The organism is Halorubrum lipolyticum DSM 21995 (genome assembly GCF_000337375.1).
GTDB lineage: Archaea > Halobacteriota > Halobacteria > Halobacteriales > Haloferacaceae > Halorubrum > Halorubrum lipolyticum.
This window is the reverse complement of sequence record NZ_AOJG01000038.1, coordinates 100,074-125,757: the sequence shown is the minus strand read 5'-3', so window position 1 is coordinate 125,757 and position 25,684 is coordinate 100,074. Positions and strand designations below refer to the sequence as shown.

The 25,684-nt window shown below is 68.7% G+C and carries 23 protein-coding genes; 12 read left to right on the top strand and 11 right to left on the bottom strand.

The genetic code is table 11. The features are described 5' to 3' along the window. The first annotated feature begins 86 nt into the window (after nt 1–86). The 5 genes from sucC to C469_RS13640 all read left to right on the top strand — a co-directional run bounded on the left by sucC (nt 87) and on the right by C469_RS13640 (nt 6,556). Nucleotides 87–1,232, top strand: a complete 1,146-nt coding sequence (gene sucC / locus C469_RS13660; protein WP_008007556.1) for an ADP-forming succinate--CoA ligase subunit beta — start codon at nt 87–89, stop codon at nt 1,230–1,232. After that, a complete protein-coding gene (gene sucD / locus C469_RS13655) occupies nt 1,229–2,098 on the top strand; it encodes a succinate--CoA ligase subunit alpha (protein ID WP_008007555.1) in 870 nt (289 codons plus the stop codon). The genes sucC and sucD overlap by 4 nt, the downstream gene beginning before the upstream one ends. Nucleotides 2,099–2,216: 118 nt before the next feature. Beyond that, nucleotides 2,217–4,712, top strand: a complete 2,496-nt coding sequence (locus C469_RS13650) for a hybrid sensor histidine kinase/response regulator (RefSeq protein ID WP_008007553.1) — start codon at nt 2,217–2,219, stop codon at nt 4,710–4,712. Nucleotides 4,713–4,822: 110 nt separating this feature from the next. Beyond that, nucleotides 4,823–5,140, top strand: a complete 318-nt coding sequence (locus C469_RS13645; RefSeq protein ID WP_008007551.1) for an ArsR family transcriptional regulator — start codon at nt 4,823–4,825, stop codon at nt 5,138–5,140. Nucleotides 5,141–5,233: 93 nt separating this feature from the next. Then, on the top strand, nt 5,234–6,556 hold the full coding sequence (locus C469_RS13640; RefSeq protein WP_008007549.1) for a tRNA (N(6)-L-threonylcarbamoyladenosine(37)-C(2))-methylthiotransferase: 1,323 nt from the start codon (nt 5,234–5,236) through the stop codon (nt 6,554–6,556). Between the two features lie 45 nt (nt 6,557–6,601). Here the strand turns inward: C469_RS13640 and C469_RS13635 are convergent, their stop codons facing one another. After that, the gene (locus C469_RS13635) at nt 6,602–8,668 is read right to left on the bottom strand and encodes an AMP-dependent synthetase/ligase (RefSeq protein WP_008007545.1); all 2,067 of its coding nucleotides are present in this window, start codon (nt 8,666–8,668) and stop codon (nt 6,602–6,604) included. Nucleotides 8,669–8,771: 103 nt separating this feature from the next. On the opposite strand from C469_RS13635, the gene C469_RS13630 reads away from it, so the two are divergent. Next, on the top strand, nt 8,772–10,661 hold the full coding sequence (locus C469_RS13630; RefSeq protein WP_008007544.1) for a helicase C-terminal domain-containing protein: 1,890 nt from the start codon (nt 8,772–8,774) through the stop codon (nt 10,659–10,661). Nucleotides 10,662–11,092: 431 nt separating this feature from the next. Further along, a complete protein-coding gene (locus C469_RS13625) occupies nt 11,093–11,284 on the top strand; it encodes a UPF0175 family protein (protein ID WP_008007542.1) in 192 nt (63 codons plus the stop codon). A gap of 434 nt (nt 11,285–11,718) precedes the next feature. Here the strand turns inward: C469_RS13625 and C469_RS13620 are convergent, their stop codons facing one another. After that, nucleotides 11,719–12,825, bottom strand: coding sequence for a 60S ribosomal export protein NMD3 (locus tag C469_RS13620; RefSeq protein WP_008007540.1), 1,107 nt, complete (start codon nt 12,823–12,825; stop codon nt 11,719–11,721). A gap of 127 nt (nt 12,826–12,952) precedes the next feature. Between C469_RS13620 and C469_RS13615 the strand changes: the two genes are divergently transcribed. From C469_RS13615 to C469_RS13595, 5 genes are all read left to right on the top strand, one after another. Continuing rightward, entirely contained in the window at nt 12,953–13,306 is a 354-nt protein-coding gene (locus tag C469_RS13615; protein ID WP_008007538.1) for a DNA-binding protein, read from the top strand. Next, entirely contained in the window at nt 13,307–13,900 is a 594-nt protein-coding gene (locus C469_RS13610; RefSeq protein ID WP_008007536.1) for a DUF7411 family protein, read from the top strand. Nucleotides 13,901–13,993: 93 nt separating this feature from the next. Next, nucleotides 13,994–14,449, top strand: coding sequence for a ferritin-like domain-containing protein (locus C469_RS13605; protein ID WP_008007535.1), 456 nt, complete (start codon nt 13,994–13,996; stop codon nt 14,447–14,449). Between the two features lie 122 nt (nt 14,450–14,571). Next, complete coding sequence (gene hisS, locus C469_RS13600; RefSeq protein WP_008007534.1) at nt 14,572–15,894, top strand: histidine--tRNA ligase; 1,323 nt, start codon at nt 14,572–14,574, stop codon at nt 15,892–15,894. A 78-nt stretch (nt 15,895–15,972) separates the two neighbouring features. Further along, complete coding sequence (locus C469_RS13595; protein ID WP_049911452.1) at nt 15,973–17,049, top strand: CNNM domain-containing protein; 1,077 nt, start codon at nt 15,973–15,975, stop codon at nt 17,047–17,049. 103 nt (nt 17,050–17,152) lie between these two features. Here the strand turns inward: C469_RS13595 and C469_RS13590 are convergent, their stop codons facing one another. The 9 genes from C469_RS13590 to C469_RS13550 all read right to left on the bottom strand — a co-directional run bounded on the left by C469_RS13590 (nt 17,153) and on the right by C469_RS13550 (nt 25,594). Next, nucleotides 17,153–17,488, bottom strand: coding sequence for a DUF7344 domain-containing protein (locus tag C469_RS13590; protein ID WP_008007532.1), 336 nt, complete (start codon nt 17,486–17,488; stop codon nt 17,153–17,155). Between the two features lie 107 nt (nt 17,489–17,595). Continuing rightward, complete coding sequence (locus C469_RS13585) at nt 17,596–18,000, bottom strand: DoxX family protein (protein WP_008007531.1); 405 nt, start codon at nt 17,998–18,000, stop codon at nt 17,596–17,598. Between the two features lie 78 nt (nt 18,001–18,078). Beyond that, nucleotides 18,079–18,672 (bottom strand): DJ-1/PfpI family protein, encoded by a 594-nt coding sequence (locus C469_RS13580; RefSeq protein WP_049911444.1) that lies wholly within the window; start codon nt 18,670–18,672, stop codon nt 18,079–18,081. Between the two features lie 628 nt (nt 18,673–19,300). Further along, complete coding sequence (locus C469_RS13575) at nt 19,301–19,828, bottom strand: 3-isopropylmalate dehydratase small subunit (protein WP_008007529.1); 528 nt, start codon at nt 19,826–19,828, stop codon at nt 19,301–19,303. After that, nucleotides 19,825–21,138 carry a 3-isopropylmalate dehydratase large subunit gene (locus C469_RS13570; protein ID WP_008007528.1) on the bottom strand — a complete coding sequence of 438 codons (1,314 nt, stop codon included), beginning with the start codon at nt 21,136–21,138 and terminating at the stop codon, nt 19,825–19,827. Before C469_RS13570 ends, C469_RS13575 begins: the two co-directional genes overlap by 4 nt. Beyond that, nucleotides 21,135–22,079 carry a hydroxymethylglutaryl-CoA lyase gene (locus C469_RS13565; RefSeq protein WP_008007527.1) on the bottom strand — a complete coding sequence of 315 codons (945 nt, stop codon included), beginning with the start codon at nt 22,077–22,079 and terminating at the stop codon, nt 21,135–21,137. The genes C469_RS13570 and C469_RS13565 overlap by 4 nt, the downstream gene beginning before the upstream one ends. Further along, on the bottom strand, nt 22,076–23,335 hold the full coding sequence (locus tag C469_RS13560) for a CaiB/BaiF CoA transferase family protein (RefSeq protein ID WP_008007526.1): 1,260 nt from the start codon (nt 23,333–23,335) through the stop codon (nt 22,076–22,078). The genes C469_RS13565 and C469_RS13560 overlap by 4 nt, the downstream gene beginning before the upstream one ends. Before the next feature lie 193 nt (nt 23,336–23,528). Continuing rightward, on the bottom strand, nt 23,529–24,932 hold the full coding sequence (locus C469_RS13555) for a dihydroorotase (protein WP_008007525.1): 1,404 nt from the start codon (nt 24,930–24,932) through the stop codon (nt 23,529–23,531). After that, a complete protein-coding gene (locus tag C469_RS13550) occupies nt 24,929–25,594 on the bottom strand; it encodes an isochorismatase family protein (RefSeq protein ID WP_008007524.1) in 666 nt (221 codons plus the stop codon). Before C469_RS13550 ends, C469_RS13555 begins: the two co-directional genes overlap by 4 nt. Nucleotides 25,595–25,684: the final 90 nt, after the last annotated feature.

Here is a 25,684-nt window from a genome sequence, read left to right as displayed (position 1 = left end):
TCGGCGGTGTCAGTCGAGCGACGCCAGCCAGCCGCGCGAGCCGGATCGGCACCATTTAAGCCGCCGTCGGTCCGGGTTGAAAACGGATGAAACTACACGAACATCAAGCGAAGACTATCTTCGCCGACGCCGGGATCCCCGTACCGGATTCCCGGCTCGCGACGACCGTCGACGAGGCGCTCGACGCCGTCGACGAGATCGGCTACCCGGCCGCGATCAAGGCGCAGGTCCACGTGGGCGGCCGCGGCAAGGCCGGCGGGATCAAGATCGCGACCGACCGCGAGGAGGCCGAGGAGTACGCCGAGGAGATCCTCGGGATGGACCTCAAGGGGTACACGGTCGACTCGGTCCTCGTCGAGCAGGGCGTCGACTTCGTCGACGAGCTGTACGTCGGCGTCACGATGGACCGCGGCGAGGGCAAACCGGTCCTGATGGTCTCGACCGAGGGCGGCGTGAACATCGAGGAGGTCGCCGAGGAGAACCCCGACGCCATCGCGCGCGAGCACGTCGACCCCGCGTTCGGGCTCCACCCGTATCAGGCCCGGAAGGTCGTCTACGAGGCCGGCGTCGACGCCGACGTGGCGCTCGACGTGGCGTCGATCCTCTCGACGCTGTACGACCTCTACGAGGAGAACGACGCCTCGGAGATCGAGGTCAACCCCGTCATGATCACGAGCGACCGGGACGTGGTCGCCGCGGACGCCGTGATGAACATCGACGAGGACGCGCTGTTCCGCCAGCCCGAGCTGGCCGAGATGGCCCAGGAGTCCTACGAGGACGACCTCGAGCGGAAGGCCGGCGAGTACGGCTTCGACTACGTCCGCCTCTCGGGTAACGTCGGCATCATCGGCAACGGCGCCGGGCTCGTGATGACGACCCTCGACTTGGTCGACTACTACGGCGGCGCGCCCGCCAACTTCCTCGACATCGGCGGCGGCGCGAAGGCAGAGCGCGTCACGCAGGCGCTCGACATGGTATTCTCCGACGAGAACGTCGACGCCGTCGTCTTCAACATCTTCGGCGGGATCACCCGCGGCGACGAGGTCGCCAAGGGGATCAACGAGGCCTTAGAGCAGTTCGACGAGATCCCCAAGAAGGTGGTCGTCCGGCTCGCCGGCACGAACGCCGAGGAGGGGATGGAGATCCTGAACACGGACCTCGTGGAAGTCGAGAAGACGCTGGAGGACGCGGTCCAGCGCGCGGTGAAGAACGCCGAGGAGGTGACCCAATGAGCATTTTCGTCGACGACGACACCAGAGTGGTCGTGCAGGGTATCACCGGCGGGGAAGGCAAGTTCCACGCCGGCCAGATGATCGAGTACGGCACCAACGTCGTCGCCGGCGCGGTGCCCGGCAAGGGCGGGCAGGAGGTCGACGGCGTCCCCGTCTACGACACCGTCGACGAGGCCGTCGAGGCGGAGGACGCGGACGCCTCCGTGGTCTTCGTGCCGCCGGCGTTCGCCGCCGACGCGGTCTTCGAGGCGCTCGACACGGATCTGGACCTGGCGGTCGCGATCACCGAGGGGATCCCGACCCAGGACATGGCGAAGGTGAACAAGCGCCTGACGGAGACCGACACCCGCCTCATCGGCCCGAACTGCCCCGGGATCATCACGCCCGGCGAGGCCAAGCTCGGCATCCTCCCCGGCAACATCTTCTCCGACGGTAACGTCGGGCTCGTCTCCCGCTCCGGCACCCTGACGTACCAGGTCGTCGACAACCTCACCGAGCGCGGCATCGGCCAGACGACCGCCATCGGTATCGGCGGCGACCCGATCATCGGGACCTCGTTCATCGACGCCCTCGACGCGTTCGAGGCCGACCCCGAGACCGACGCCGTCGTGATGTGCGGCGAGATCGGCGGCGAGGACGAGGAGCAGGCCGCCCGCTTCATCGGCGAGCACATGGACACGCCGGTCGCCGGCTTCATCGCCGGTCGCACGGCGCCGCCGGGCAAGCGCATGGGCCACGCCGGCGCCATCGTCTCCGGCTCCGGGACGGGCACGGCGCAGTCGAAGATCGACGCGCTCAACGACGCTGGCGTCCCCGTCGGCGACACCCCAGAAGAGGTCGCCGACCACGTCGAGGAGTTCCTGTAGGTCGACTTGGGGGAGCGCGGGAACGAATCGGGCGCTCCTTCACACCTGTTTCCGTCACCGTTCTCAGTTTCGGTTATCGGAGCGAAAGCTAAAATTACCCGTGGAGTGAGGTGCGCCCATGGATTCCGATCCCGCGGGCGGTCGGGGCGGACCGGAGGCCGACGCCTTCCGGGGGTCGGAGCCGGCGGGCGGCGGGCCGCGCCGGGTGCTCGTCGTCGACGACGAGCCGGGCGCCGCCGACCTCGCGGCCACCCACGTCGAGCGTCTCGTCGACGGGGTAGAGACGGTGACGCGGACCGCGCCGGCGGACGCGCTCGCCGTCGTTCGCGACCAGCGGGTGGACTGCGTCGTCAGCGACTACAATATGCCCGGCAGCGACGGGCTCGAGCTCCTCGAAGAGGTCCGGTCGATCGATCCCGGCCTCCCGTTCGTGCTGTTCACCGGCAGAGGGAGCGAGGAGATCGCGAGCGAGGCGATCTCGGCCGGCGTCACCGACTACCTCCAGAAGGGCGGCGGCCGCGACCGCTACGAAATGCTCGCGAACAGCGTCGAGAACGCCCTCAACCGCCGCCGGGCGGAGCGGGACCTCCGGGAGGTGAACGCGAAGGTCACCGCGATCCACGAGTTCGCGACCGAGGTGTCCGGGGCCGAGAGCGCGGCGGCGGTGTTCGAACGCGTCGTCGACGCCGCCGAAGCGATCCTGTCGTTCGACCGCTGCGTCGCCGCGCGCCGCCGCGGCGACCGGCTCGTCCCCGAGGCGCGCTCGGCGAACGTCGGCGAGGACGAGGTCAGGACGTTCGACCTCGGCGAGGGCGTCGTCGGGACCACCGTCGCGGAGGAACGGACCATCGTCGTCGACAACCTCGGCGCCGACGACGGACGCGGGGGAGGCGCTGACGCCCCCGCCGAGCCGAACGCCCCCGCCGGCGCGGCGGAGCTGGCCGATCCGGTGGCGGACGACATCCGCTCTGCGATCAGCGTCCCGATCGGAGGGTACGGCGCGTTTCAGGCCGCCTCAGACGGGTACGCGGCGTTCGACGATGGCGACGTGGAGTTCGCGGAGCTGCTGGCCGCTCACGCCGCCGACGCGCTCGAACAGATCGAGACCGAAAACGCGCTCAGGACCGAGCGCGACAGGCTGTCCGCGCTGTTCGAGGACCTCCCGCTGCCGGTCGTCAGGACCACCGCCGCGGAGGGGGGCGAGCGTCGCCTCGACGCCGCCAACGAGGCGTTCGAGGAGACCTTCGGCTTCTCGGACACGGACCACGGCTACCGAGAGATCCACGACGCGATCGTCCCCGAGAGCGACGACCTCGTCGGGGCGGACGCGGTCCTCGAGGGGGACGAGCCGATCCGACGGGAGGTGCGTCGGCGGACCACGGACGGTCTCCGGGACTTCATCCTGAACGTGATCCCGGTCGACCGGTCGGACGAGACCGTCGTGTACAACGTCTACGCCGATATCGGCGAGCAGAAGCGGGTCGAGCGCACGCTCCGGCGGCTCCACGAGACGACGCGCGAGATGTTCCGCGGCGGGGACCGCGAGGAGATCGCGGCGCTGGCGGCGCGGGCGGCGGTCGACATCCTCGAGTTCCCGAGCAGCGGCGTTCGGCTGTACGACCCCGACACGGAGACGCTGTTACCGACCGCGATCAGCCGCGAAGCGACGGCGGCGCTCGGCGAGCGACCCGCCTTCGGTCCCGGCGACGGTCGGATATGGGAGGCGTTCGAGACCGACGAGCCGGTCGTCGTCGACGACCTCGACGCGGTCGAGACGGCCGTCGGCTACGGCGAACACCGGAGCCTGCTCGTCGTCCCGCTCGGCGACCACGGCGTGATGCCGCTCGGCTCCCGGGAACCGGAGTTCTTCGACGACACCGCGGTGCAGCTGGCGCGGGTGCTCGGCGCGAACGTCACCGTCGCGCTCGATCACGCTCAACGCACGGCCCAGCTCCGCGACCGCGACGCGGCGCTCAAGCGGGAGGTCGCTCGGTTAGAGAAGTTCGCCGGGCTCGTCTCGCACGACCTCCGAAACCCGCTCAACGTCGCCATGGGCCGGCTCGAACTCGCGCGGGCGACCGTCGCCGACGACGACGCGCTCGACGAGCTCGACCGGATCGCGGACGCCCACGACCGGATGGAGGAGCTCATCGACGACCTGCTCGCGCTGGCGCGGCAGGGGCGCACGGTCGACGACCTGGAGGCCGTCTCCCTCGCCGAGGCGGCCGCGCGAGCGTGGCGGACCGTCGACACCGCGGACGCGACGCTCGACCCGCCGGAGAAGTCGCTCGCGGTGGACGCCGACCCCGAACGGCTGCGGACCCTGCTGGAGAATCTGTTTAAAAATAGCGTCGAGCACGGGACCGACTCGACGGCGGACGCCGGCGGCGTCACGGTCTCCGTCGACGCGCTCCCGGACGGCTTCGCCGTCGCGGACGACGGCGTCGGCTTCGAGATCGACCCCGACGAGGCGACGGAGTACGGGCGATCGAGCGACCCGACCGGGACGGGGTTCGGGCTCGCGATCGTCCGCGAGATCGCGGCCGCCCACGGCTGGTCCGTCGACGTGGTCGACGGGGACGGCGCGCGGTTCGAGTTCCGGACCGACGGCTGAGGGGGATCGGGCGCCCCGGACGGGACGTGATATATAAATGGGTCGTGGACGTGCGGAGACCGCGCACACCCGGGCCACGGTTATGCACGACTCGACCGTGTGTCACGGGTATGGACGAAGGCACCCGCGAGCTGCTCGAGCCGCTCCCGCCGAGCGCCAAACTGGTCTACTACGTCCTCGACGAGGAGGGCCGGTTCGACCAGACCGGGCTCGCCGAGGAGACGCGCCTCTCGACCCGAACCGTCCGGTTCGCGGTGGAGAAACTCACCGAGGTCGGGCTCGTCGAAGAGGGGCTCTGCCCCAAGGACGCCCGCCGGTCCGTCTACGCGCCCGTCCCCGAGTCGGAGCGGTCGACCGGCTCCGAGCCCGAGGCCGCCTCCGAACCCGACGCGGAGGCCCCGACCGCGACGGCGATCGCCGAGGACTGACGCCGACCGGAGCTTTTCCTCCCCCCGACCCGGTTTCACTCTCCACCCGATCCGTCGCGTTTTTGCCCGCGCGACCGGTAGTGAGCCCACTCGATGGCGACGTATCACATCGAAACGTACGGCTGTAGTTCCAACCGGGGCGAGAGCCGGGAGATAGAGCGGGCGCTGCGCGACGGCGGCCACCGCCCGGCCGACGGTCCCGAAGACGCGGATGTCGCCATCCTCAACACCTGTACGGTCGTCGAGAAGACGGAGCGGAACATGCTCCGGCGTGCCGAGGAGCTGGAGGCGGAGACCGCCGAGCTCGTCGTCACCGGCTGCATGGCGCTCGCGCAGGGCGAGGCGTTCGAGGAGGCCGACGTCGACGCCGAGATCCTCCACTGGGACGAGGTCCCCTCCCACGTGCTCAACGGCGAGTGCCCGACGGTCACCCCCGACGCCGAGCCCGTCTTGGACGGCGTCGTCGGCATCCTCCCCATCGCGCGCGGCTGCATGAGCAACTGCTCGTACTGCATCACGAAGTTCGCGACGGGTCGGGTCGACTCCCCCTCCGTCGAGACGAACGTCGAGAAGGCCCGCGCGCTGGTCCACGCCGGCGCCAAGGAGATCCGGGTGACCGGACAGGACACCGGCGTCTACGGCTGGGATAAGGGAGATCGAAAGCTCCCGGAGCTGCTCGACCGGATCTGTGACATCGACGGCGAGTTCCGGGTTCGGCTCGGGATGGCCAACCCCGGCGGCATCCACGGCATCCACGAGGAATTGGCCGACGTGTTCGCGAGGAACGAGGAGCTGTACGACTTCATCCACGCGCCGGTCCAGTCCGGCTCCGACGACGTGCTCGAGGACATGCGCCGCCAGCACCGCGTCGAGAAGTTCCGCGAGGTCGTCGCGACCTTCGACGACCGGCTCGACCACTGGACGCTCTCGACGGACTTCATCGTCGGCTTCCCGACCGAGAGCGAGGCCGACCACGAGCGGTCGATGGACCTGCTCACAGAGGTCCGCCCCGAAAAGATCAACGTCACGCGCTTCTCGAAGCGCCCCGGCACAGACGCCGCCGACATGAAGGGGCTTGGCGGGACGGTCAAGAAGGAGCGCTCGAAGGCGATGTCCGAGCTGAAGATGGAGGTCGTCGGCGAGGCGTACGAGTCGATGGTCGGCGAGACGTTCGAGGTGCTCGTCGTCGAGGAGGGGACCGGCGACTCCGTGAAGTGCCGCGACGGCGCCTACCGCCAGATCATCGTTCAGAAGGCCACCGAACGCGGCGTCGACGTGGGCGACTTCCTGGAGGTCGAGGTGACCGGCCACAACACCGTCTACGCGTTCGGCGACCCGGTCGACGAGGGCGACGACGGTGAGGGCGGGCCCGTCGAGGGCGACGACCCCGCCGAGTCGGCCGCGTCGTCGGCGTAGGGATCTCCTCGACTCCCGTTGGCGCCGACCCGTCGGCTCTCTCCTTTATGATCCCTCGTAGATCATCTCGACCTCGTCGGCGAAACGGTCCAAGATGTTGCGCCGCTTCTTTTTCATCGTCGGCGTGAGCAGGTCGTTCTCCTCCGTGAACTCTTCCTCGACGAGGCGGAACTGCTTGATCCGCTCGTACGACTCGAACTCCTCGTTGACGCGGTCGACCTCCTCCTGTATCCGCTCGCGGACTCGGTCGTCGCGGCAGACCGAGGCGCGGCCCTCGGGGAGGTCGATCCCGCGGGCGTCGGCCCACGCCGCGACCTTCTCGAAGTTGGGGACGATGAGCGCGGAGACGAACTTCCGGCCGTCGCCGAGGACGACGCACTGCTCGACGAACTCGTTCGCCGCGAACCGGTCCTCGATCGGGCCGGGCGCGACGTTCTTCCCGGTCGAGAGGACGAGCAGCTGCTTCGCACGCTCGCGGAAGGCGACGTACCCGTCCGGCCGGAGCTGGACGATGTCGCCGGTGTGGAACCACGGCTCCGCCGGGTCGCCGTCGCGGTCGGCGGGGGGCGTGCCGGCGACGACGGCGTCGTCCGGGAGCCGGTCCGGTTCGGTGAAGGCCTCCGCGGTCGCGTCGGGACGGTTCCAGTAACCGTCGGTCACCTGGGGGCCGCGCACGAGTAGTTCGCCCACGTCGCCGGGCAGCTCCGCGGCCGCCTCGCCGACGACCCCGCCGTCGATCGCGACCTCGGTGTCGACCACCGGCGGGCCGATGGTGCCGACCTTCGGCTCCTCGGGCGGGTTGACGCAGATCACCGGCGAGGTCTCCGTCAGCCCGTACCCCTCCAGGATGGGCAGGTCCATCGCGTGGTAGAGCGCGCACAGCTCCGCCGAGAGCGACCCGCCGCCGGAGATGAAGAAGTCGACGTTACCGCCGATCGCCTCGCGAACCGACGAGAAGACGAGCCGGTCGGCGACTGCGCGCTTGGCGTCGAGCACGGCGCCCGGGTCGTCGGCCTCGTGGTGGGCCTTCCCCACGTCGACCGCCCACTCGAAGATCCGCTCTTTCACCGACGACTCGCTCGCCTGCTCGCGGATCGCGTCGTACAGCTTCTCGTAGACGCGCGGGACGCTCGTGGTCGTCGTCGGGCGCACGAGGCCGAAGTCCTCCCGCAGGGTGTCGGGGCTCTCGGCGTAGCCGACGGTCGCGCCCGCCGCGAACATCATGTAGTGGCCGGCGAGCCGCTCGAAGACGTGCGCGAGGGGGAGAAAGGAGAGCGTCGTCGACTCGGCCGAGATCCCCGGCACGTCGGGGTCGCGGTCCGGGCGGTCCGCGAACCGCCGGTAACACTGGTTGACGTTCTCCCGGAAGTTCGCGTGGGTGAGCCGGACGCCCTTCGGCTGGCCCGTGGTCCCGGAGGTGTAGATGAGGCTCGCGAGGTCCCCCACGTCGACCGCGTCGATCCACGACTGGTAGGCGTCCTCGTCGAACGCGTCGTCGCCGAGGGCGTGGACCTCGGCGAGGGTGTACACGTCGTCCGCGGAGAGTCCGCCGTCGCCTCCCGCGCCGCCGCCGAGAGACGCGTCGAGGTCGGTCGCGTCCACGTCGTCGAACGTCACGACCGCGTCGAGCTCGTGTTCGAGGTCGCCGGCGACCCCGAGCACCTCGTCGAGCAGCTCGCGGTTCTCCGCGACCACGACCGTCGCCTCCGGGTCCTCGATCAGGTAGCGGACCTGGTTCGGCGAGGAGGAGGCGTACACGGTTGTGACCGTCGCGCCCGCGGCCAGCGCCGCGAAATCCGTCTGAGCCCACTCCATCCGGGTCTGGGCGTAGAGGGCCACGCGGGTGTCGCCGTCGACGCCGAGCTCGCGGAGCCCGGCCGCGAGGCGCCGGACGATCGCGCGCATCTCGGCGTAGGTCACGTCGGCGTACTCCCCCTTCGGGGCGGGCGAGAGCACCCCGGCAGAGACCAGCGACCGGTCGTGGATTCCGCCCTTGTACCGCTGGGCGAGCCGGTCCGCGTTTCGCTCGGCGGACCGCTCGAAGGTGCGCGGGAGGGTCTCCCGGGCGACGACGTCGTCCGCGAACTCCCGCTCGGCCTCTCGCCAGTTCATACACCGAACTCCCGCCGAAACACTATAAACGATCGGGTAGTTTCGAGTTCATTCGGGGCCCGGAACGCGAGGGTTTAATCCCGAGAGGAGGCGAGGGGCCTCTGTGGACCCCGATCGGATCCCCGCCGAGTTCCCCGCCCCGAGCTTCCGGGGGGCACAAGAGCGGGCGCTCGCGGACATCCGCGACGCGTTCGCCGCCGGCAACGACGTGGTGTTGGTGCGCGCGCCGACCGGCAGCGGCAAGTCACTCCTCGCGCGGGCGATCATGGGCGCGGCGGCGGCCGTCGAGGAGACCGCTCCGAGCGAGGCGACCGGCGCCTACTACACGACGCCGCAGGTGTCGCAGATCGACGACGTGGAGGCCGACGACCTGCTCGACGACCTGGCGGTGATTCGGGGGAAATCGAACTACGACTGCATCCTCCCCGGCGAGCACGACACGCCGGTCAACCGCGCCCCCTGCGTCCGCCAGCAGGGGTTCGACTGCTCCGTGAAACACCGGTGCCCGTACTTCTCCGACCGCGCCATCGCCTCCGGGAACCGCTACGCCGCCATGACGCTCGCGTACTTCATGCGCACCGCCGGCTCGGAGGTGTTCCGCAAGCGAGATGTGGTCGTGATCGACGAGGCCCACGGGCTCGCGGAGTGGGCGGAGATGTACGCGACGATCGAGCTCTCGCCCGGCCGCGTGCCGGTGTGGGACGAGGTCGGCGTCCCCGACGTGGCGGCCGACGCCGGCCCCGAGGAGGACGCGCTCGACCGCACCGCGCGGTTCGCCGCGTCGCTCCGCGACACCGCAAAGCGGGCGAAAGACGAGCTGACGGGGCGACCCGAGCTCGACCGCGAGGAGGTCGCGCGCCGGGACCGCCTCCAGGAACTCATCAGCGAGCTCGGCTGGTTCCTCGAGGACTACCGCGACCCGGAGTCGCCGACGACGTGGGTCGTCGACCAGCCCGACGGCGAGGGGTCGGCGCTCGCGATCAAACCCCTCGACCCGGCCCGCTACCTCCGGCACACCGTGTGGGACCGCGGGAACAAATTCGCGCTGCTATCGGCCACCATCCTCTCGAAGGAGGCGTTCTGCCGGGGCGTCGGGCTCGACCCCGCGACCGTCGCACTCGTCGACGTCGAGCACACGTTCCCGCTCTCGAACCGACCCCTGTACGACGTGACGCAGGGGTCGATGACCTACGAGCACCGCGACGAGACGGTGCCGAAGATCGCCCGCCTGATCGTCCGACTGATGGCCGAACACCCGAACGAGAAGGGGCTGATCCACGCGCACTCGTACGACATCGCGGGCCGGCTCACGGAGCTGCTCGGGGAGTTCGGCGTCGCCGCGCGGGTCCGGCGACACGACCGGGCGAACCGGGACGCGGAGCTGTCGGCGTGGAAGGCGAGCGACGACCCGGAGGTGTTCGTCTCGGTGAAGATGGAGGAGGCGCTCGACCTGAAGGGCGACCTCTGTCGCTGGCAGGTGGTGTGTAAGGCGCCGTACCGCAACACCAACGACTCCCGGGTCGCCCGCCGGCTCGCCGACGACCAGTGGGCGTGGTACCACCGGACCGCGCTCCGGACCGTGATTCAGGCCTGCGGCCGGGTCGTCCGCGCGCCCGACGACCACGGCGCGACGTACCTCGCGGACGACTCGCTTCTGGACCTGTTCGACCGCGCGGAGGCCGACACGCCGCCCTGGTTCCGCGACCAGATCGACGCGATGACGACGCCGACGCTCCCCGACTTCGATCCCGCCGCCGCGCTCGCCGGAATCGACGCCGAGCCGTCCGGTCCGTCCCGGGCGGCCCGTCGCGGGGGGACGACTCCCGGCGGTGGGTCGAGCGGGGGCGGATCCGGCGGAGGCCGGGATCCCGGAAGCGACACGAGTAGCGAGCGCAGCGCGAACCGCGAGGGCGCGACGACGCGCACGCGTTCGGAGACGGACGCGGAGCGCCGGGAGGACCACCCGCTCTCCGACGTCTGGGGCGACGGCTAAGGATCGTCGACGGGGGGGTCGCCGGCGGGGAGAGATCGCCGACGAGGAGGGTCGGAAACGGTGCCGGCCCTCGATCCGGCCCGCGGTCGTCGGACCGATTCCGTTCGGCGCTTACAGGAGGGTGATTCCCCACGCGGCCATGGAACTGACCATGAGGAACGCGAAGAACAGCGCGAACAGCTGTTGTCTGTCCATGCCTCGGCTACGACCGCAGAGCGTGATAACTCCTGCGGGCGCGGGTCGCACGCGACACCGTGACACTCCGGATCCCGGTCGCCGATCGAAATCCGTTCGGATCGCTACCCGGATCGGCGTCCGGTACGGTTTAAACTGACACGGAGTGATCAATCGTCAATATATATCGTATAAGGTGTATCAGGGACCTCAGTCAATTAGTAACCTTCATAAACCTTCACGGCACTATCGTAGGTATGGCAACGAAGGGGCTGTCGACCGCGCTGACGCTGTACGGTGCGCGAACGCTGACACTCTCTCAGGCCGCCGCGCAGGCCGGCCTCAGCGAGGCGGAGTTCGTCGAGCAGTTGGAGCGCCGCGGGATCGAAGTGACCGAGTCGGAGCGCGCCGCCGCGCTCGGCGAGGAGCAGCCCGTCCACGCGGACTGAACTCGGCGACACGCGACGCCGCGGATATCGATCGTTCGGCGCTGTTGAATCCCTGTTCTTCAGACGTATTTTCGTCCGAAACGGCTGGTCGCTGAACGGCGTTTCGCGATCGATTGCGGGGTATGTGTCTCAACTCCGTTGATCGATTAGTTATCCGTGATCAAGTGGCGTTGCTGTCGGCTGTGTATACGTGATCGGCGACTCTGCGGTGACCACTTTCAGATCCCCAGCCCCTTTGAGTCCCACCCGACCACACAGCACCGCAGCCTCACACCTCCCCAGCCTCGTCGCTGGCGCCGTCGGCGCCAGCGACTCCCTCGCGCGGCGCTGTTCGCGCCCTTCGGGCGCTCACAGGCGCGCGCCACCGCACAGACGGTTTATAAGCGGCCGTCGCAGTCGCTCGGAAGTTTAAATACCGGAACGGTCCTGACGACCTACTCCTCGGGGACGAGGTGGACCTCGCCGCCGTGCTCGAAGGCGAGCACCGAGTCGGCGTCGCCGTCGACGAAGTCGGGGTTCGGGACCGTCTTCGCCTCGTAGGTGACCGGGTCAAGCACCTGGATCGCGTTCTCGTCTTCCACGGTCACCACCGTCGTCTCCGCCGCGTCGTCCCGGCGCCCGAGCCGGGTCGCGTCGGGCGCCTCCGCGTCCTCGAACTCCGAGGTGTACGCCGCGCCCGTGGCGAGCCTGATCCCGCGGAGCCGACCGGAGACGCTCGTGACCAGCACGGGACCGTCGCCGTCCTCCGGGTCGATTATCTCGCCCGGGGCGTAGCGCGGGAGCCGGACCGCGAAGGTCACCCGGTACACCTCGTTGCCGTCGCCGTCCTCGGTGACGAGCGTCGGGTACGACTCGAAGCTCCCGCCGAGCGCCTCCGTGATCCGCGTCGCGACGTTCTGCGCGAGCCGGTTCGAGGAGAGCTTGACGTCCGGGCCGTCGTCGGTCTCTTTCACCTCCGTGATGAACGCCTCGCGGTCGCCGTCGGCCTCCTGGTCGGCGACGTACGTCTCGGCGATGTCGAGCGCCTCGGCGCGCTCTTCGGGGGTCAGCTCGCGTTCGTCCGCGCGCACCTGCACGATCCCGGCGTAGTAGCCGCCGGCGATCCGGCCGCAGCGGTCGCAGGTCCCGCGCGAGATCTTCACGGGGACCGTCACCTCCGCCGAGCGGAGCGTCCCGCGGACGACCCCCGAGAAGCGGCAGTGCATCCGGACGGTGTTCTCGTCGACCTGCTCGGGCTCGACGCCCCACTCCACCTCTTCGGCGTCGACGTGGACGCCGAGCGCCTCCGCGACCTCGTCGACGGCGACGTCGGTGTAGTCGCGCGCGCCCACGTCCCGCCACGACTCGCCGCGGCGGACCGCGCCGCAGCCGGAACAGACCAGCACCTCAATCCGGTCCGGCGCGTCGACCAGCTCGAAGTCTTCGAAGTAGCAGTCGTCACACAGCAGCGCGTCCCGCCCGCCGGGGTCGCCGGGAAGCGGCTCGCGCCGCTCCGGGACGGCGTCGCCACACCGGGGACAGAACTCCCGCGACTCGCTCATTACCGGCGGCTACGCCCAGGAGGCGTTTAAGCGGCGCGGACCGGCCCTCGGATCGGTACCGCCGGGCCGGCCTCTCGGGACCCGATCCTCCGAAATCGTTTTTCGCGCGGACCGAGAACGGGTGCGTATGAGCGAGAACCCCGACGACGAACGGCTCGAAGAGCTGCGAGAGAAGAAGATGGAAGAGCTTCGCGAGCGCGAACAGGGCGGCGGCGCCGACGCCGAGGCCCAACAGCAGGCGCAGGAGCGCGCCGAGGCCCAACAGGAGGCCGTGCTCAAGCAGTACCTCACGGACGGCGCGCGCCAGCGGCTCAACGCGGTCGCGATGTCCAAACCGGAGTTCGGCGACAAGGTGAAACAGCAGGTCGCGGCGCTCGCACAGAGCGGCCGGATCCAGGGACAGATCGACGAAGAGCAAATGCGCGACCTCCTGAAGGAACTCCAGCCCGACCAGCAGAGCTTCGACATCCGGCGGCGGTAGATGGAGCTCGCGCTGCTGTACAGCGGGGGGAAGGACTCCTCGCTCGCCGCCCACCTGCTCGACCGGTTCTACGACGTGCGCTGCGTCACCGGCAGCTTCGGGCTCACCGACGACTGGAAGCACGCCGAGCGCGCCGCCGAGGAGTTGGGCTTCCCGTTCGAGCGCGTCGAGCTCGACCGCGAGGTCGCCGAGGAGGCGGCCCGGACGATGATCGACGACGGCTACCCGCGAAACGGGATCCAGCGCGTCCACGAACACGCCTTGGAGACGATCGCGAGCCGTGACGCCGACGCCATCGCCGACGGCACGCGCCGAGACGACCGGGTCCCCACGGTGTCGCGCGCGCAGGCGCAGAGCCTCGAGGACCGCCACGGGATCGACTACATCTCTCCGCTCTCCGGATTCGGTCGCCACGCCGTCGACCGGCTCGTCGAGGAGACGTTCGACGTCCAGCAGGGCCCGAGCGAGGAGGTTCCCAAGGCCGACTACGAGGACGAGCTCCGGACGCTCATCGCCGACGAACACGGCGAGGGAACGGTCAACGAAGTGTTCCCGGACCACGACCAGACGTACGTGCACGGTCGGAACGACTGACCGACCCGCGCGTCGACCCGTCCGCGACCGACACGGTCTCGTCGGCTCGGGAGTGTCGGAACGACTTTCGGTCCCGCGCTCGTAGCGTCGGGTATGTCATCTGAACGAGTCGTCGAGCTGCTCCGAGCAGCGTACGCCGACGAGATCGAGACCGTGATGAACTACCAGACGAACGCCATCGTCCTCGACGGCGTCCGCGCCGAGGAGATCAAAGAGAGCCTCAAACAGGACGTCCAAGAGGAGCTCGGCCACGCCGAACAGCTGGGACAGCGGCTCAAACAGCTCGACGCGCGCCCGCCGGGGTCGGCCGAGTTCACGGCCAGGCAGGACTCGCTACAGCCGCCCGAGGACTCGACCGACGTGCTCTCGGTCATCGAGGGCGTGCTCGACGCCGAGGAGGGCGCGATCGCGACGTACCGCGACCTGATCGACGCCGCCGAGGAGGCGGACGACCCGGTCACCGAGGACCTCGCCGTGACGCTCCTCTCCGACGAGGAGGCCCACCGGACCGAGTTCCGCGGGTTCCAGAAGGAGTACCAGCGCGACTAGGCGGAGACGGGGAGCGCGACGACGACCACAAGCCGCGCACCGAGCAGACGAGCCCCGCACCGAGCAGACGAGCCCCGCACGGAAAGGATGCTTTCAAGCGGGCGCTCGCCGAACCGACGCCCATGTACGACGGTCTCAAGGGATTCCGCGACTTCTACCCCGGCGAGCAGTCCGCCCGCCGGGAGGTGACGGACGCGATCGAGGACGCCGCGAGCCGGTACGGCTTCCGCGAGATCGCCACCCCCGCGCTCGAACGGACGGAGATGTACGTCGACAAGTCGGGCGAGGAGATCGTCGAGGAGCTGTACGCCTTCGACGACAAGGGCGGCCGCGGCGTCTCGATGACCCCGGAGCTCACGCCCACCGTCGCCCGGATGGTCGTCGCGAAGGGCCAGGAGCTCTCGAAGCCGATCAAGTGGATGTCGACCCGCCCGTTCTGGCGCTACGAGCAGGTCCAGCAGGGGCGGTTCCGCGAGTTCTACCAGACGAACATCGACGTGTTCGGCTCGTCGGCGCCCGAGGCCGACGCCGAGGTGCTCGCGGTCGCCGCCGACGCGCTCACCGACCTGGGGCTCACCGGTGACGACTTCGAGTTCCGCGTCTCGCACCGCGACATCCTCGGCGGGCTCGTCCGAGCGCTCGCCGACGACCCCGACGCGGTCGACACCGAGATCGCGATCCGCGCGGTCGACAAGCGCGCGAAGGTCGACGACGGCGAGTACCTCGGACTGCTCTCCGACGCCGGGCTCGACCGCGCGACCGCCCGCGAGTTCGACGACCTCATCTCGGGCGTCGACGCCCCCGAGGACCTCGACGCGGTCGCCGAGGCCGGCGGCGAAGACGTGGAGGACGCCGTCGAGAACCTCCGGAACGTGCTCGCCGCCGCCGACGACTTCGGCGCGGGCGAGTTCTGTGAGGTCTCGCTGACGACCGCCCGCGGGCTCGACTACTACACCGGCGTCGTCTTCGAGTGTTTCGACTCCACCGGCGAGGTGTCCCGCTCCGTCTTCGGCGGCGGGCGCTACGACGACCTGATCGAGAGCTTCGGCGGCCAGCCGACCCCCGCGGTCGGGGTCGCGCCCGGCCACGCGACGCTCAAGCTCCTCTGTCAGCGCGCCGGCGTCTGGCCCGACGAGGAGCTGACGACCGACTACTACGTCCTCTCGGTGGGCGACACGCGCGGCGAGGCGGCCGCGCTCGCCCGCGACCTCCGCGCGCTCGGCGACGACGTGGTCGTCGAGGGGGACGTCTCCGACCGATCGTTCGGCGCGCAACTGGGCTACGCCGACTCGATCAACGCGGAGACCGTGGTCGTCGTCGGCGAGCGCGACTTAGAGAACGGCGAGTACACGGTGAAGGACATGGAGAGCGGCGACGAGACGACCGTGCCGGTCGAAGAGTTCCCGCCCGAGGAGGGACTGCCGACCTACGAGGACTACGAGTAAGACCCGAGTTCCCGTCCGCTTCCTCGTCGCCTCCCGTTCTCGACCATTTTTAAAGTACGCATCGGAATCATGGACACGATGATCCCGCTCGCGACAGCGATGCCTCCCGGCGAGGTCGGTCTCCGCGTGGCGGCCGGCGTCGCCCTCATCCTGATCAACGCGTACTTCGTCGCCGTCGAGTTCGGCCTGACGCGTCTCAGACAGTATCCCGAGTCGGAGATGGACACCCCCGGACTGCGGCGCGCGTGGGAGATGACCGACGACTTGGAGTTCTACCTGACGACCTGTCAGATCTGGATCTCCGGGACGAGCATCGCGCTCGGTATCGTCGCGGAGCCGGGGCTCGCGGCGCTGTTCGCGCCGATCTTCGAGAACACGGCGTTGGCGTCCGTCGGCGCCGGGTCGCTGCTGGCGTTCCTGCTCATCAACATGGTCCACCTCACCCACGGGGAGCAGACGCCGACGTACCTCGGCGTCGAGCGCTCGAAGCAGGTCGCCGAGCGCGGTGCCCGGCCGCTGTACTGGTTCGCGTGGCTCATCTCGCCGCTGATCAAGGTCGGCGACTGGGTCGCGAAGGGGACGCTCCGGCTGTTCGGCGTCGAGATGACCGGCTCGTGGACGGATGCCGAAGAGGAGGTGCTGGAGACGCGCGCGGAACTCCGCAACCGACTCGGATCGATGATGGAGGAGGTCGATCTCCCCGAGGAGCGCCGCGAGGAAGTCCTCAACGCGCTCGACGTCGACGAGCTCGCCGTGCGGGAGGTGCTGACGCCGGCCGACGAGATCGTCTCGCTGTCGACGGCGGCGGCGGTCGACGAGAACCTCGACCGGATCCGCGACACCCCGCACAGCCGCTTCCCGCTCGTGGGCGAGGACCTCACCGACTTCGAGGGGATCGTCTACGCTCCCTCGATCGTGAGCCGCTTCGAGGAGCTCCGGGAGGGCGACCTGACGTTCGCGGAGATCGCCGCCCCGCCCATGACGATTTCGGCGGCGACGAGCGTCAGCGACGCCTTCGACCAGTTCCAGGCGGAGTCGCAGGAGCTCGCCTTGGTCATCGAGGACGGCGAGGTCGTCGGGCTGCTCACCGCGACCGACGCCATGGAGGCGGTGATGGGGCAGCTGGAGGACCCGCTGGACGCGGGAGATTTATAAGTATTTGACCCGGTGAGCTAGGCAGTTGACCCGGTGAGCCGCTCGCTTTCGCTGTTCAGCGAACCGCAAGAGAGACCGTCACGGCGGCGCCGCCCGCCGTCGCTCACCGGTCGGAACGGGATCGCTCTCCTGCCTCCACTTTCTCTAAGAACCGAACGAGTACGTCGAAGTTTCGCGCGGGCCGGACCGTCCCCTTGCCCTCGTCGAACTCCACGACAGCGGCCGCTTCGAGCTTGGGGAGGTGAGCGTGGCGGAGACGCAGTCGGATCGACAGCGGATCGCTCGACTCGGGACCGCCGGACTCGTACTCTCCGATGCGTTCGGCCAACTCGGTCACCGGGAGCGGTGTGCGAGCGTCCCGCAACAGCCGCAGGAGTAGCCGCCGTCGTCGTTCGGCCAGTACCGTGAGAATGTCGGACGTACTGAGGTCGTTCGGCATTTATCTCACTGCACAGACACGAACGGTGTTGATTTATAACCGTAAAATTGTAAACTCGGATTTCGCCCAATTACTCCCGATTAAGCCGGGAGCGTCGCGCGCCGTATTCACCTGAACGCCTCGCGCAGGAACACGAGCGCGCCCCCGAGCATCGCGAGGTTCCCGAAGAAGGCGAGCCGCTCGCCGCTCTTGTCGTCCTCGTCGGCGTTCCAGAAGTCGTGCATCGTCGCCGTCACCACCGTCAGGAAGGCGACGGCCGCGCCGGTCGCGACCCGCGGGAGCCGCCAGAGCGCGATGCCGACGCCCGCGGCGACCATCATCCCGGACGCGAACGGGGCGGCGAGGTCGGGCGCCGGCACCCCCGCCGACTCCGCGTACTCGATCGTGTCCTCCATGTCGCGGAAGTCCTCCGAGGCCTGCGCGGCGAGGCCGACCCCGAGCAGGACGCGGCCGAGTCGCGACGGGGCGCCGCGGTTCCGTTCAGTCTCCGCCGTGGCTTCGTCGTCGGTCATGAACGGACAAACGGTAGCATCCCACATAAAGAGCCGTGCAGCCCGAGGGGACGCACAAAAATCGCGCGGAGACCCGGATCAGTCCGCGGTCGCTGCGGGCGCGCCGTGGTCGATCTCGGTGCCGAGCAGGTCGAGGAACTGCGCGATCCACTCTGGGTGGTCGGGCCACGCCTGTCCGGTGACGAGGTTCCCGTCGGTGGTCACGCCGTCGACCCACGAGCAGCCCGCGGCCTCGACCTCGGGCCTGACGGCGGGATACGCCGTGATCTCGTAGCCGTCGAGCACGCCCGCCGCCGCGAGGATCTGCGGGCCGTGGCAGATCGACGCGACCGGCTTGTCGGCCTCGAAGAAGTGCCGTACCGCGTCGAGCACCTCCTCGTACCCCCGGAGGTACTCGGGCGCGCGCCCGCCGGGGACGACGAGCGCGTCGTAATCGGCCGGGTCGACGTCGTCGAACCCGTGGGTCAGTTCGAAGTCGTGGCCGCGAGTCTCCAGGTACGTCTGGTCGCCCCGGAAGTCGTGGATCGCGGTCTTGACCTTCTCTCCGCCCTCCTTCTCCGGGCAGACGGCGTGAACCTCGTGGCCGACCGCCCCGAGCGCCTGGAACGGGACCATGATCTCGTAATCTTCGCCGAAGTCGCCGACGATCATCAGAATCCGGTTTCCTGTCATGCGTACAACACCACTGCGACGTACGCTCCGCGAAATAATAACGGTACTGGCGGGTGGTACCGTGTCGCAGGTGGCGGCTGGCGTACACAGCACGAGCGAAACTCGATCGGCCGGCCGGGTGTACCCTCTCGACGAACTTCGAGCCAATTTATAAATATCCAATAATATATTGAGATTTGGTATAAGTGTGTCACTAGACCGTTTCTCGGCTCCGTTCGCCGAGCGGTCACCGAGACACAGAGTTGGCAGTGAGTACGTCAATAACGCGCCTTCGTAAGTCGATTATCGAACATCGACGACCATCGAAATCTGGTCTGCCGTACGGATCGTTCGAGAGAACACGACAACCACCGGTACTCTGGCCAGAATATTGAAAACTGAATTTATAAGAGAGATCTATTAATGGAACAAGAGTATTATCGTAGATTAGACATCGATCGTTACTCATAGATCCTATGCAGCTGGCTCCGGGCGAATAGTTATAAAATATCCGAGGGTATTTGGGATACATACTATTTCAATAATTATCTGATGCCAGCGCACTGAGACGGAATCGAGCCCGCGAACGCGAAAGAGGATCGCGGCGTGACGGGGCTCGCGTCTCGTCCGCACCGCGCTCGCCGCCCGCCTACTCGGTGCCGAGTTTCGCGCGCGTGTACGGTTCGAGCCCGCCGCGGTCGACGAGCGACTGCAGGAACTCCGGCAGCGGGTCCGCGTCGTACCGCTCGTCCGCGGTGTGGTTGACGACGGCCCCCTCGTCGAGTCGGAGGCTGATCGCGTCGCCGTCGTCGATCCGGTCCGCGTCCGGGCAGATCAGCACGGGGAGTCCGAGGTTGATCCCGTTCCGGAAGAAGATCCGGGCGAACGACTGCGCGACGATCCCGTCGATCCCCGCGCCGAGGAGCGAGATGGGGGCGTGCTCGCGGGAGGAGCCGCTCCCGAAGTTGTGCCCGCCCACGACGAAGTCGCCGTCGGCGACGTTCGGGGCGAACTCCGGGCGGAGGTCGTTGAACGCGTGCTCGCCGAGCTCCGCCGGGTCGCTGGAGACGAGGAACCGCGACGGGATGATCTGGTCGGTGTCGATGTCGTCACCGAAGGTCCACGCCCGGCCGGGCTCGGTCGTGTCGATGTCGCGGCCCGCGTCCGCGTCGGTCACGCGCCCACCCCCTCGAGGACGTAGTCGTCGTAGCGGTTCAACTCGACCTCGCGCGGGTCCGTGATCTCGCCGTACAGCGCCGACGCGCCCACCGTGGCGGGGCTGGCGAGGTACACCTCGCTCTTCATCGAGCCCTCGCGGCCCGGGAAGTTCCGGTTCGCGGTGGCGAGACAGACGTCGCCGTCGCCCAGCACGCCCTGGTGCGTCCCGAAGCAGGAGCCGCAGCCGGCGCTCTGGACGATCGCGCCCGCGTCGACGAACGTCTCCATGACGCCGGTGTCCATCATCTGCTTGTACACCGACCGCGAGGCCGGGACGACGACCATCCGCGTGTCGGGCGCGAGCCGCTCGCCCTCGATGACGTCCGCGACGATCCGGATGTCTTCGTACCGCCCGTTCGTACACGTGCCGACGAACAGCTGGTCGATGTCCGTGCCGACGACCTCGTCGACGGGGACCGCGTTCTCCGGGTTCGAGGGCGTCGACACCTGCGGCGAGAGCGACTCGGCCTGATAGGTGTGGACCGCCTCGTAGTCGGCGTCGTCGTCCGGCTGCGTGTACGCCGGGATTGCGGGGCGCTCCCCGGTCTGCGCCTCGAGGAAGTCGGCGGTGCGCTCGTCGGGCGCGACGATCCCGGCCTTCCCGCCCATCTCGATCGCCATGTTCGAGAGGACGAGCCGCTCGTGGATCGGCAGCGCCTCGACCGCCGAGCCGCCGTACTCGGCGGTCTTGTACGTGCAGCCGTCGAAGCCAACGTCGCCGATGAACTTCAGGATGAGGTCCTTCGCGTACACCCCGTCGGGGAGGTCGCCCTCGACCTCGAACCGGAGCGTCTCCGGCACCCGGAACCACAGCTCGCCGGTCGCGAGCGTCGTCCCGAGGTCGGTGGAGCCGACGCCGGTGCCGAAGCCCCCGACGCCGCCGAAGGTGGTCGAGTGCGAGTCCGCGCCGATCACCAGGTCGCCGGGGGAGACGAACCCCTCCTCGACGAGCACCTGGTGGCAGATGCCGTCGCCCACCTCGTACTGCTGGGCGCCGTACGTGTCGGCGAACTCCCGGACGATGTTGTGGTTGTTCGCGGCCTCGACGCCGTCGGCCGGCGCGTGGTGGTCGATCGTGATGACGGTGTTGTCCGGGTCGACGAGTTCGGGGTCGTCGCCCGTCACGTCCTCGAAGACTTCGAACGTCAGCGGTCCCGTCACGTCGTGGGTCATCATCACGTCGACCGCGGCCTCCACGTAGTCGCCGGCCCGTACGTCTCGTCCCGATTTCTCCGACAGCAGCTTTTCCGATATGGTTTTTCCGGTCATGAGTCGTCCTCCGCGACGGTCGCCAACACGCGGTCGACGGTCCCGCCCATCAGGACGTGGCTCGTCGCCCCCAGGTCGAGTCGGTCGGCGACCTCGTGAGCGACCGACTCGACGCGTTCGAAGTCCGCGTTCGTTCCGAGGCCCATTCTACTCAGCATCTGGACGAGGTCCTCCGTCGGGGTGTTCCCGACGCCGCCGAGTCCGTCCGGCAGGACGACGCCCCCGCCGAGCCCGCAGTGAGACGCGTCGAACCGGTCGACGCCGCACTGCAATGCGACGAGGGTGTTCGCGAGGCTCATCCCGTTCGTGTCGTGCAGGTGTAACCCCGCGTCCAGGTCCGGATGTCGGTCGAAGACGGTCGTGTACATCTCCTCGATCTCGACCGGGTCGGCGAGCCCCATCGTCGTCGCCAGCGTCACCTCGTCGACGCCGGCGTCGACGACGCGGTCGACGACCGCCAGCGTGTCTTCCATCGGAATCCGCCCCTCGTACGGGCAGTAGAAGCTCGTCCCCATCCCGGCCTCGACCTCGATGCCCGTTCCGTCGGCCATCTCGACGATCTCCTCGACTCCCTCGAGAATCTCCTCGACCGTCATGTTCTGGTTGTGCTCGCTGTACGTCTCGCTCACGGTCACCAGGGCGTTGACCTTGTCGACGCCGGCGTCGATCGCGCGCTCCATCCCGACCGCGTTCGGTACCAGCGCGCGGTACGTCACGTCGTCGTGTCGATCGATACGCTGCGCGACCTCGTCCGCATCCCGTAGCGTCGGGACCGCCTTCGGGTGGGTGAAGGAGGTGATCTCGATCTCGTCGACACCGGTCTCGGAGAGCGCGTTGATAATGTCGACCTTCTCGTCGGTCGGGACGAACTCGTCGAGGCGCTGGAACCCGTCGCGCGGGAGCATCTCGACGAGCGTCACGTCCGCGGGGTACTCGATCATATCACGCCCTCCGCGTCGAGCTCCGCAAGCGTCTCGTCGTCGTACGAGAGGCGCTCGCCGTACACCGCGTCGTTGTGCGCGCCGAGCCGCGGCCCGAGGTGCGATATCTCCCCCGGCGTCTCCGAGAAGCGCGGCACGGTGTTCTGGACCGCGCCGGCGCCGAGCTGGTCGTCCGGGACTTCCACGACCGCGTCGCGTGCCTGGTAATGCTCGTCGTCGAGGATGTCCGCGACGTTGTAGATCGGCGCGATCGTCGCCTCGTACTCCTCGAAGCGGTCGATGACCTCCTCGCGGGTGTGGTCGTCCATCCACTCTTGAATGATCGCGTCGAGCTCCTCGACGTTCTCCAGCCGCTTCTCGTTGTCCGCGAAGCGCGGGTCGTCTTTTAACTCCGGGCGCTCGATCGCGTCGAACACCCGCATCGCGATCGGCTGCGCGCTCGCCGAGATGGCGACCGCCCGCCCGTCGCCCGTCCGGTAGACGTTGCGCGGCGCGGACGACGTCGAGCGGTTCCCCGACCGCTCCTCGATCTCGTCGAGCTGCTGGTAGCGGAGCGGCTGGGGGCCGATGAGCGAGAAGATCGGCTCGATGAGGCTCGTGTCGATGTACTGGCCGGTCCCGCCGTTCGCGTCGCGGCTGTACAGCGCGAACGCGACCGCCATCGTGGAGAACATCGCCGCGATCCCGTCCGCCAGCCCGGTCGGCGGCAACAGCGGCTCTCGGTCGGGGTAGCCGTTGAGGTACGCGAAGCCCGACATCGCCTCCGCGAGCGTGCCGAACCCGGGCCGGTCGCTGTACGGGCCGGTCTGCCCGAACCCGCTCAGCCGGAGCATCACGAGCCCGGGGTTGCGATCGGAGAGGTGGTCGTAGCCGAGTCCCCACCGCTCTAAGGTGCCCGGGCGGAAGTTCTCGATGAGCGCGTCGGCCTCGGCGACGAGATCCTCGAAGACGACTTTCCCCTCCTCGGTGGAGATGTCGAGCGTCACCGACTGCTTGTTGCGACCGAGGTACTTCCACCAGAGCCCGACCCCGTCCTTCTGGGGGCCGAAGTGGCGCAGGTGGTCGCCGGTCTTTGGGTGTTCGACCTTGATCACGTCGGCGCCGAAGTCCGCGAGCAGGCGGCCGACCGTCCCGATCGAGATCATCGATCCGGCCTCGACCACGGTCACGCCGTCGAGCGGGCCGGCGGGGGAGTCGTCGGCGGAGGAGCCGCCGTCGGCCTGCGCGTCGTCGTCGGCAGGCTCGTCGCGGCTCATGCGCGCCTCGCGAGTGTCTCGGCACCGCCGCGGGCGGTGCGTGCTGTTCGGTCCGTCGCCGTTCGGGTGATATGTCCTGTCATGTTCGTGTCCGTGCTGTCATGTTCGTATCCGCGCTGTCTCTCGTCCCCGCGTGGGCTGCACGCGGTCGTCCGCCTCCGATCGCCGCGGTCAGGTCGCGCGGCCGAGTCGATCAGATCGGGCGATCGATGTGGGTCCCGTACCCGGGCTCGCCGACGATCTCGCCATCCTCGTAGGCGACGTGACCGCGGACGACCGTGTGGGTCGGCCACCCGGTCACCTCGCGCCCCTCGTACGGGGAGTAGTCCGCGCCGCCGCGGAGCAGCTCCGGGGTCACCGTCTTCGTCTCGTCGAGGTCGACGACCGTCAGGTCCGCGTCGGTTCCGACCTGAATCGAGCCCTTCTTCGGGTATATATCGAACGCTTTCGCGGTGTTCGTCGAGGTCACCTCGACCGCGCGTTCGAGCGAGATGCGCCCCTCGTGGACCCCCTCCGAGAGGATCAGCGGGAGCATCGTCGCCGACGAGGGGAAGCCGGGGAGGCTGTCGGGCACGTCCTCGCCGACCTTGTCTTCGCGCAGGTTCGCGCAGTGGTCGGTGCCGATACAGGAGATCGTGCCGTCGGCGACGCGCTTCCACAGCGTCTCCTGGTCCGCTTTCGACCGCACCGGCGGGTTGACGTTGTGGCGCTCGTCGCACTCCTCCGCCGTCAGCGTCAGGTAGTGGGTGCACGTCTCCCCGGTGATCTCCCACCCCGCGTCGTGGAGCATCGCCAGTTCGTCCGCGGTCCGCCCGGCCGAGACGTGGACCGCGTAGAAGCTGTCGTCGTAGCCGTGTTGCCGGGCCAGCGAACCGCTCGCGGTCATGCTCTGCGTCTCGGCGTAGTCCGGGAACTGGTCGACCAACACGTCGTAATCGCGGTACTCCTGGTCGTCGTCGACCGCGGAGTCGAGGTAGGGGTTGTCGCCGAGCGCGCTCGTGATCTCCATGTTCTCGGAGTGGTGGCCGAGCGTCGTGGGCGCGTCCTGCGCGGCGAGCGCCTGGATGAACGCGTCCGCCCAGTCGTCGTGCATCTCGGAGTCGGTGCCGAACTTCTCGGGCGCGACGTCCTTGTAGTTCTTGTACCACTTGAACGACGTAATTCCCAGCTCCTCGACGATGTACGGGATCTCCTCGATGTGCTCGAACGAGAGCAGCCCCAGCGAGAAGAAGTAGTCGTGGTAGTAGTTCGGCTCCGCCTCGGCGAAGTAGCCGTCCATGATCTCCTCGTAGGAGCCGCCCCGGCGGAAGTAGTTCCCGATGGTCGTGACGCCGCCGACGAGGTCGGAGCGCGACTCCGTCTCGGCGTCGGCCTCGAGCCCGCGGTAGATACCGTGGTGGGTGTGCGGGTCGATCGCGCCGGGGAGGACGTACTTGCCGTCGGCGTCGATCACGCGGTCGCCGGAGAGCGTCCCCGGGCTCGCGATCGCGGCGATCTCGTCGCTGTCGGCGGCCACGTCGGCCTCGAAGGCGCCGAGTTCGGGGGTGACGACGGTGCCGTTCGCGACGACGAGGTCGTGGTCGCCCGTCTCCGTCATTCGCCGATCCCCTCCACCCACGACTCCACCTCGTCGCGCTCGAGCACCTCGGCGTACTTCATCCAGAGGTCCATCAGGGCGACCTTGTGGCTCGCCTCGATCCGGTCGAAGACGCACTCCTGTGGCAACACGACGTTGAAGCCGTTCTGCTGGGCGTCGATCGCGGTCGCGCGGACGCACCCGCTCGTGGAGTTCCCGACGATGATCACCGAGTCGTGGCCGCCCCGAACCAGCCGCGAGAGCAGGTCGGTCCCGTAGAAGGCGGAGGCGTACGACTTGTCGATCACCGTCTCGCCCTCTCTCGGCGCCACGGCGTCGACGATGTCGAGGTCCTCGTGGTCCGGGTCGTCGTAGCTCGACGGGACGACCCGCGTGTACGTGACCGGGACCTCGTGGTCCCGAGCGAAGTCGAGGAAGGGTCCGATGTGGTCGATCGCGTTCCACGCGATCTCGCCCATCGCGGTGCGGTACTCCTCGACCGCGTCGAGGATGGGCTCGTCCGCGCCGACGACGAGCCGCTGCATGTCGATGACGAGGACCATCGGGTTCGTCCCCATACCGCGGGACTCCCACGAGGACGCGCCCTCCTTGTCGTAACCGGCCGCCGAGATGACCTGCTTGTCGCGCTCGGTGAGCAGGTCCTCCCAGATACGCTTGGTCATGGTAACGGCTGCCAGTACGACGAGCAGTCGCATAATTCTGTGGGTGGGGGTGAACCGCCCGGGCGCGCGGCCACACCGCGACGCAGGGGC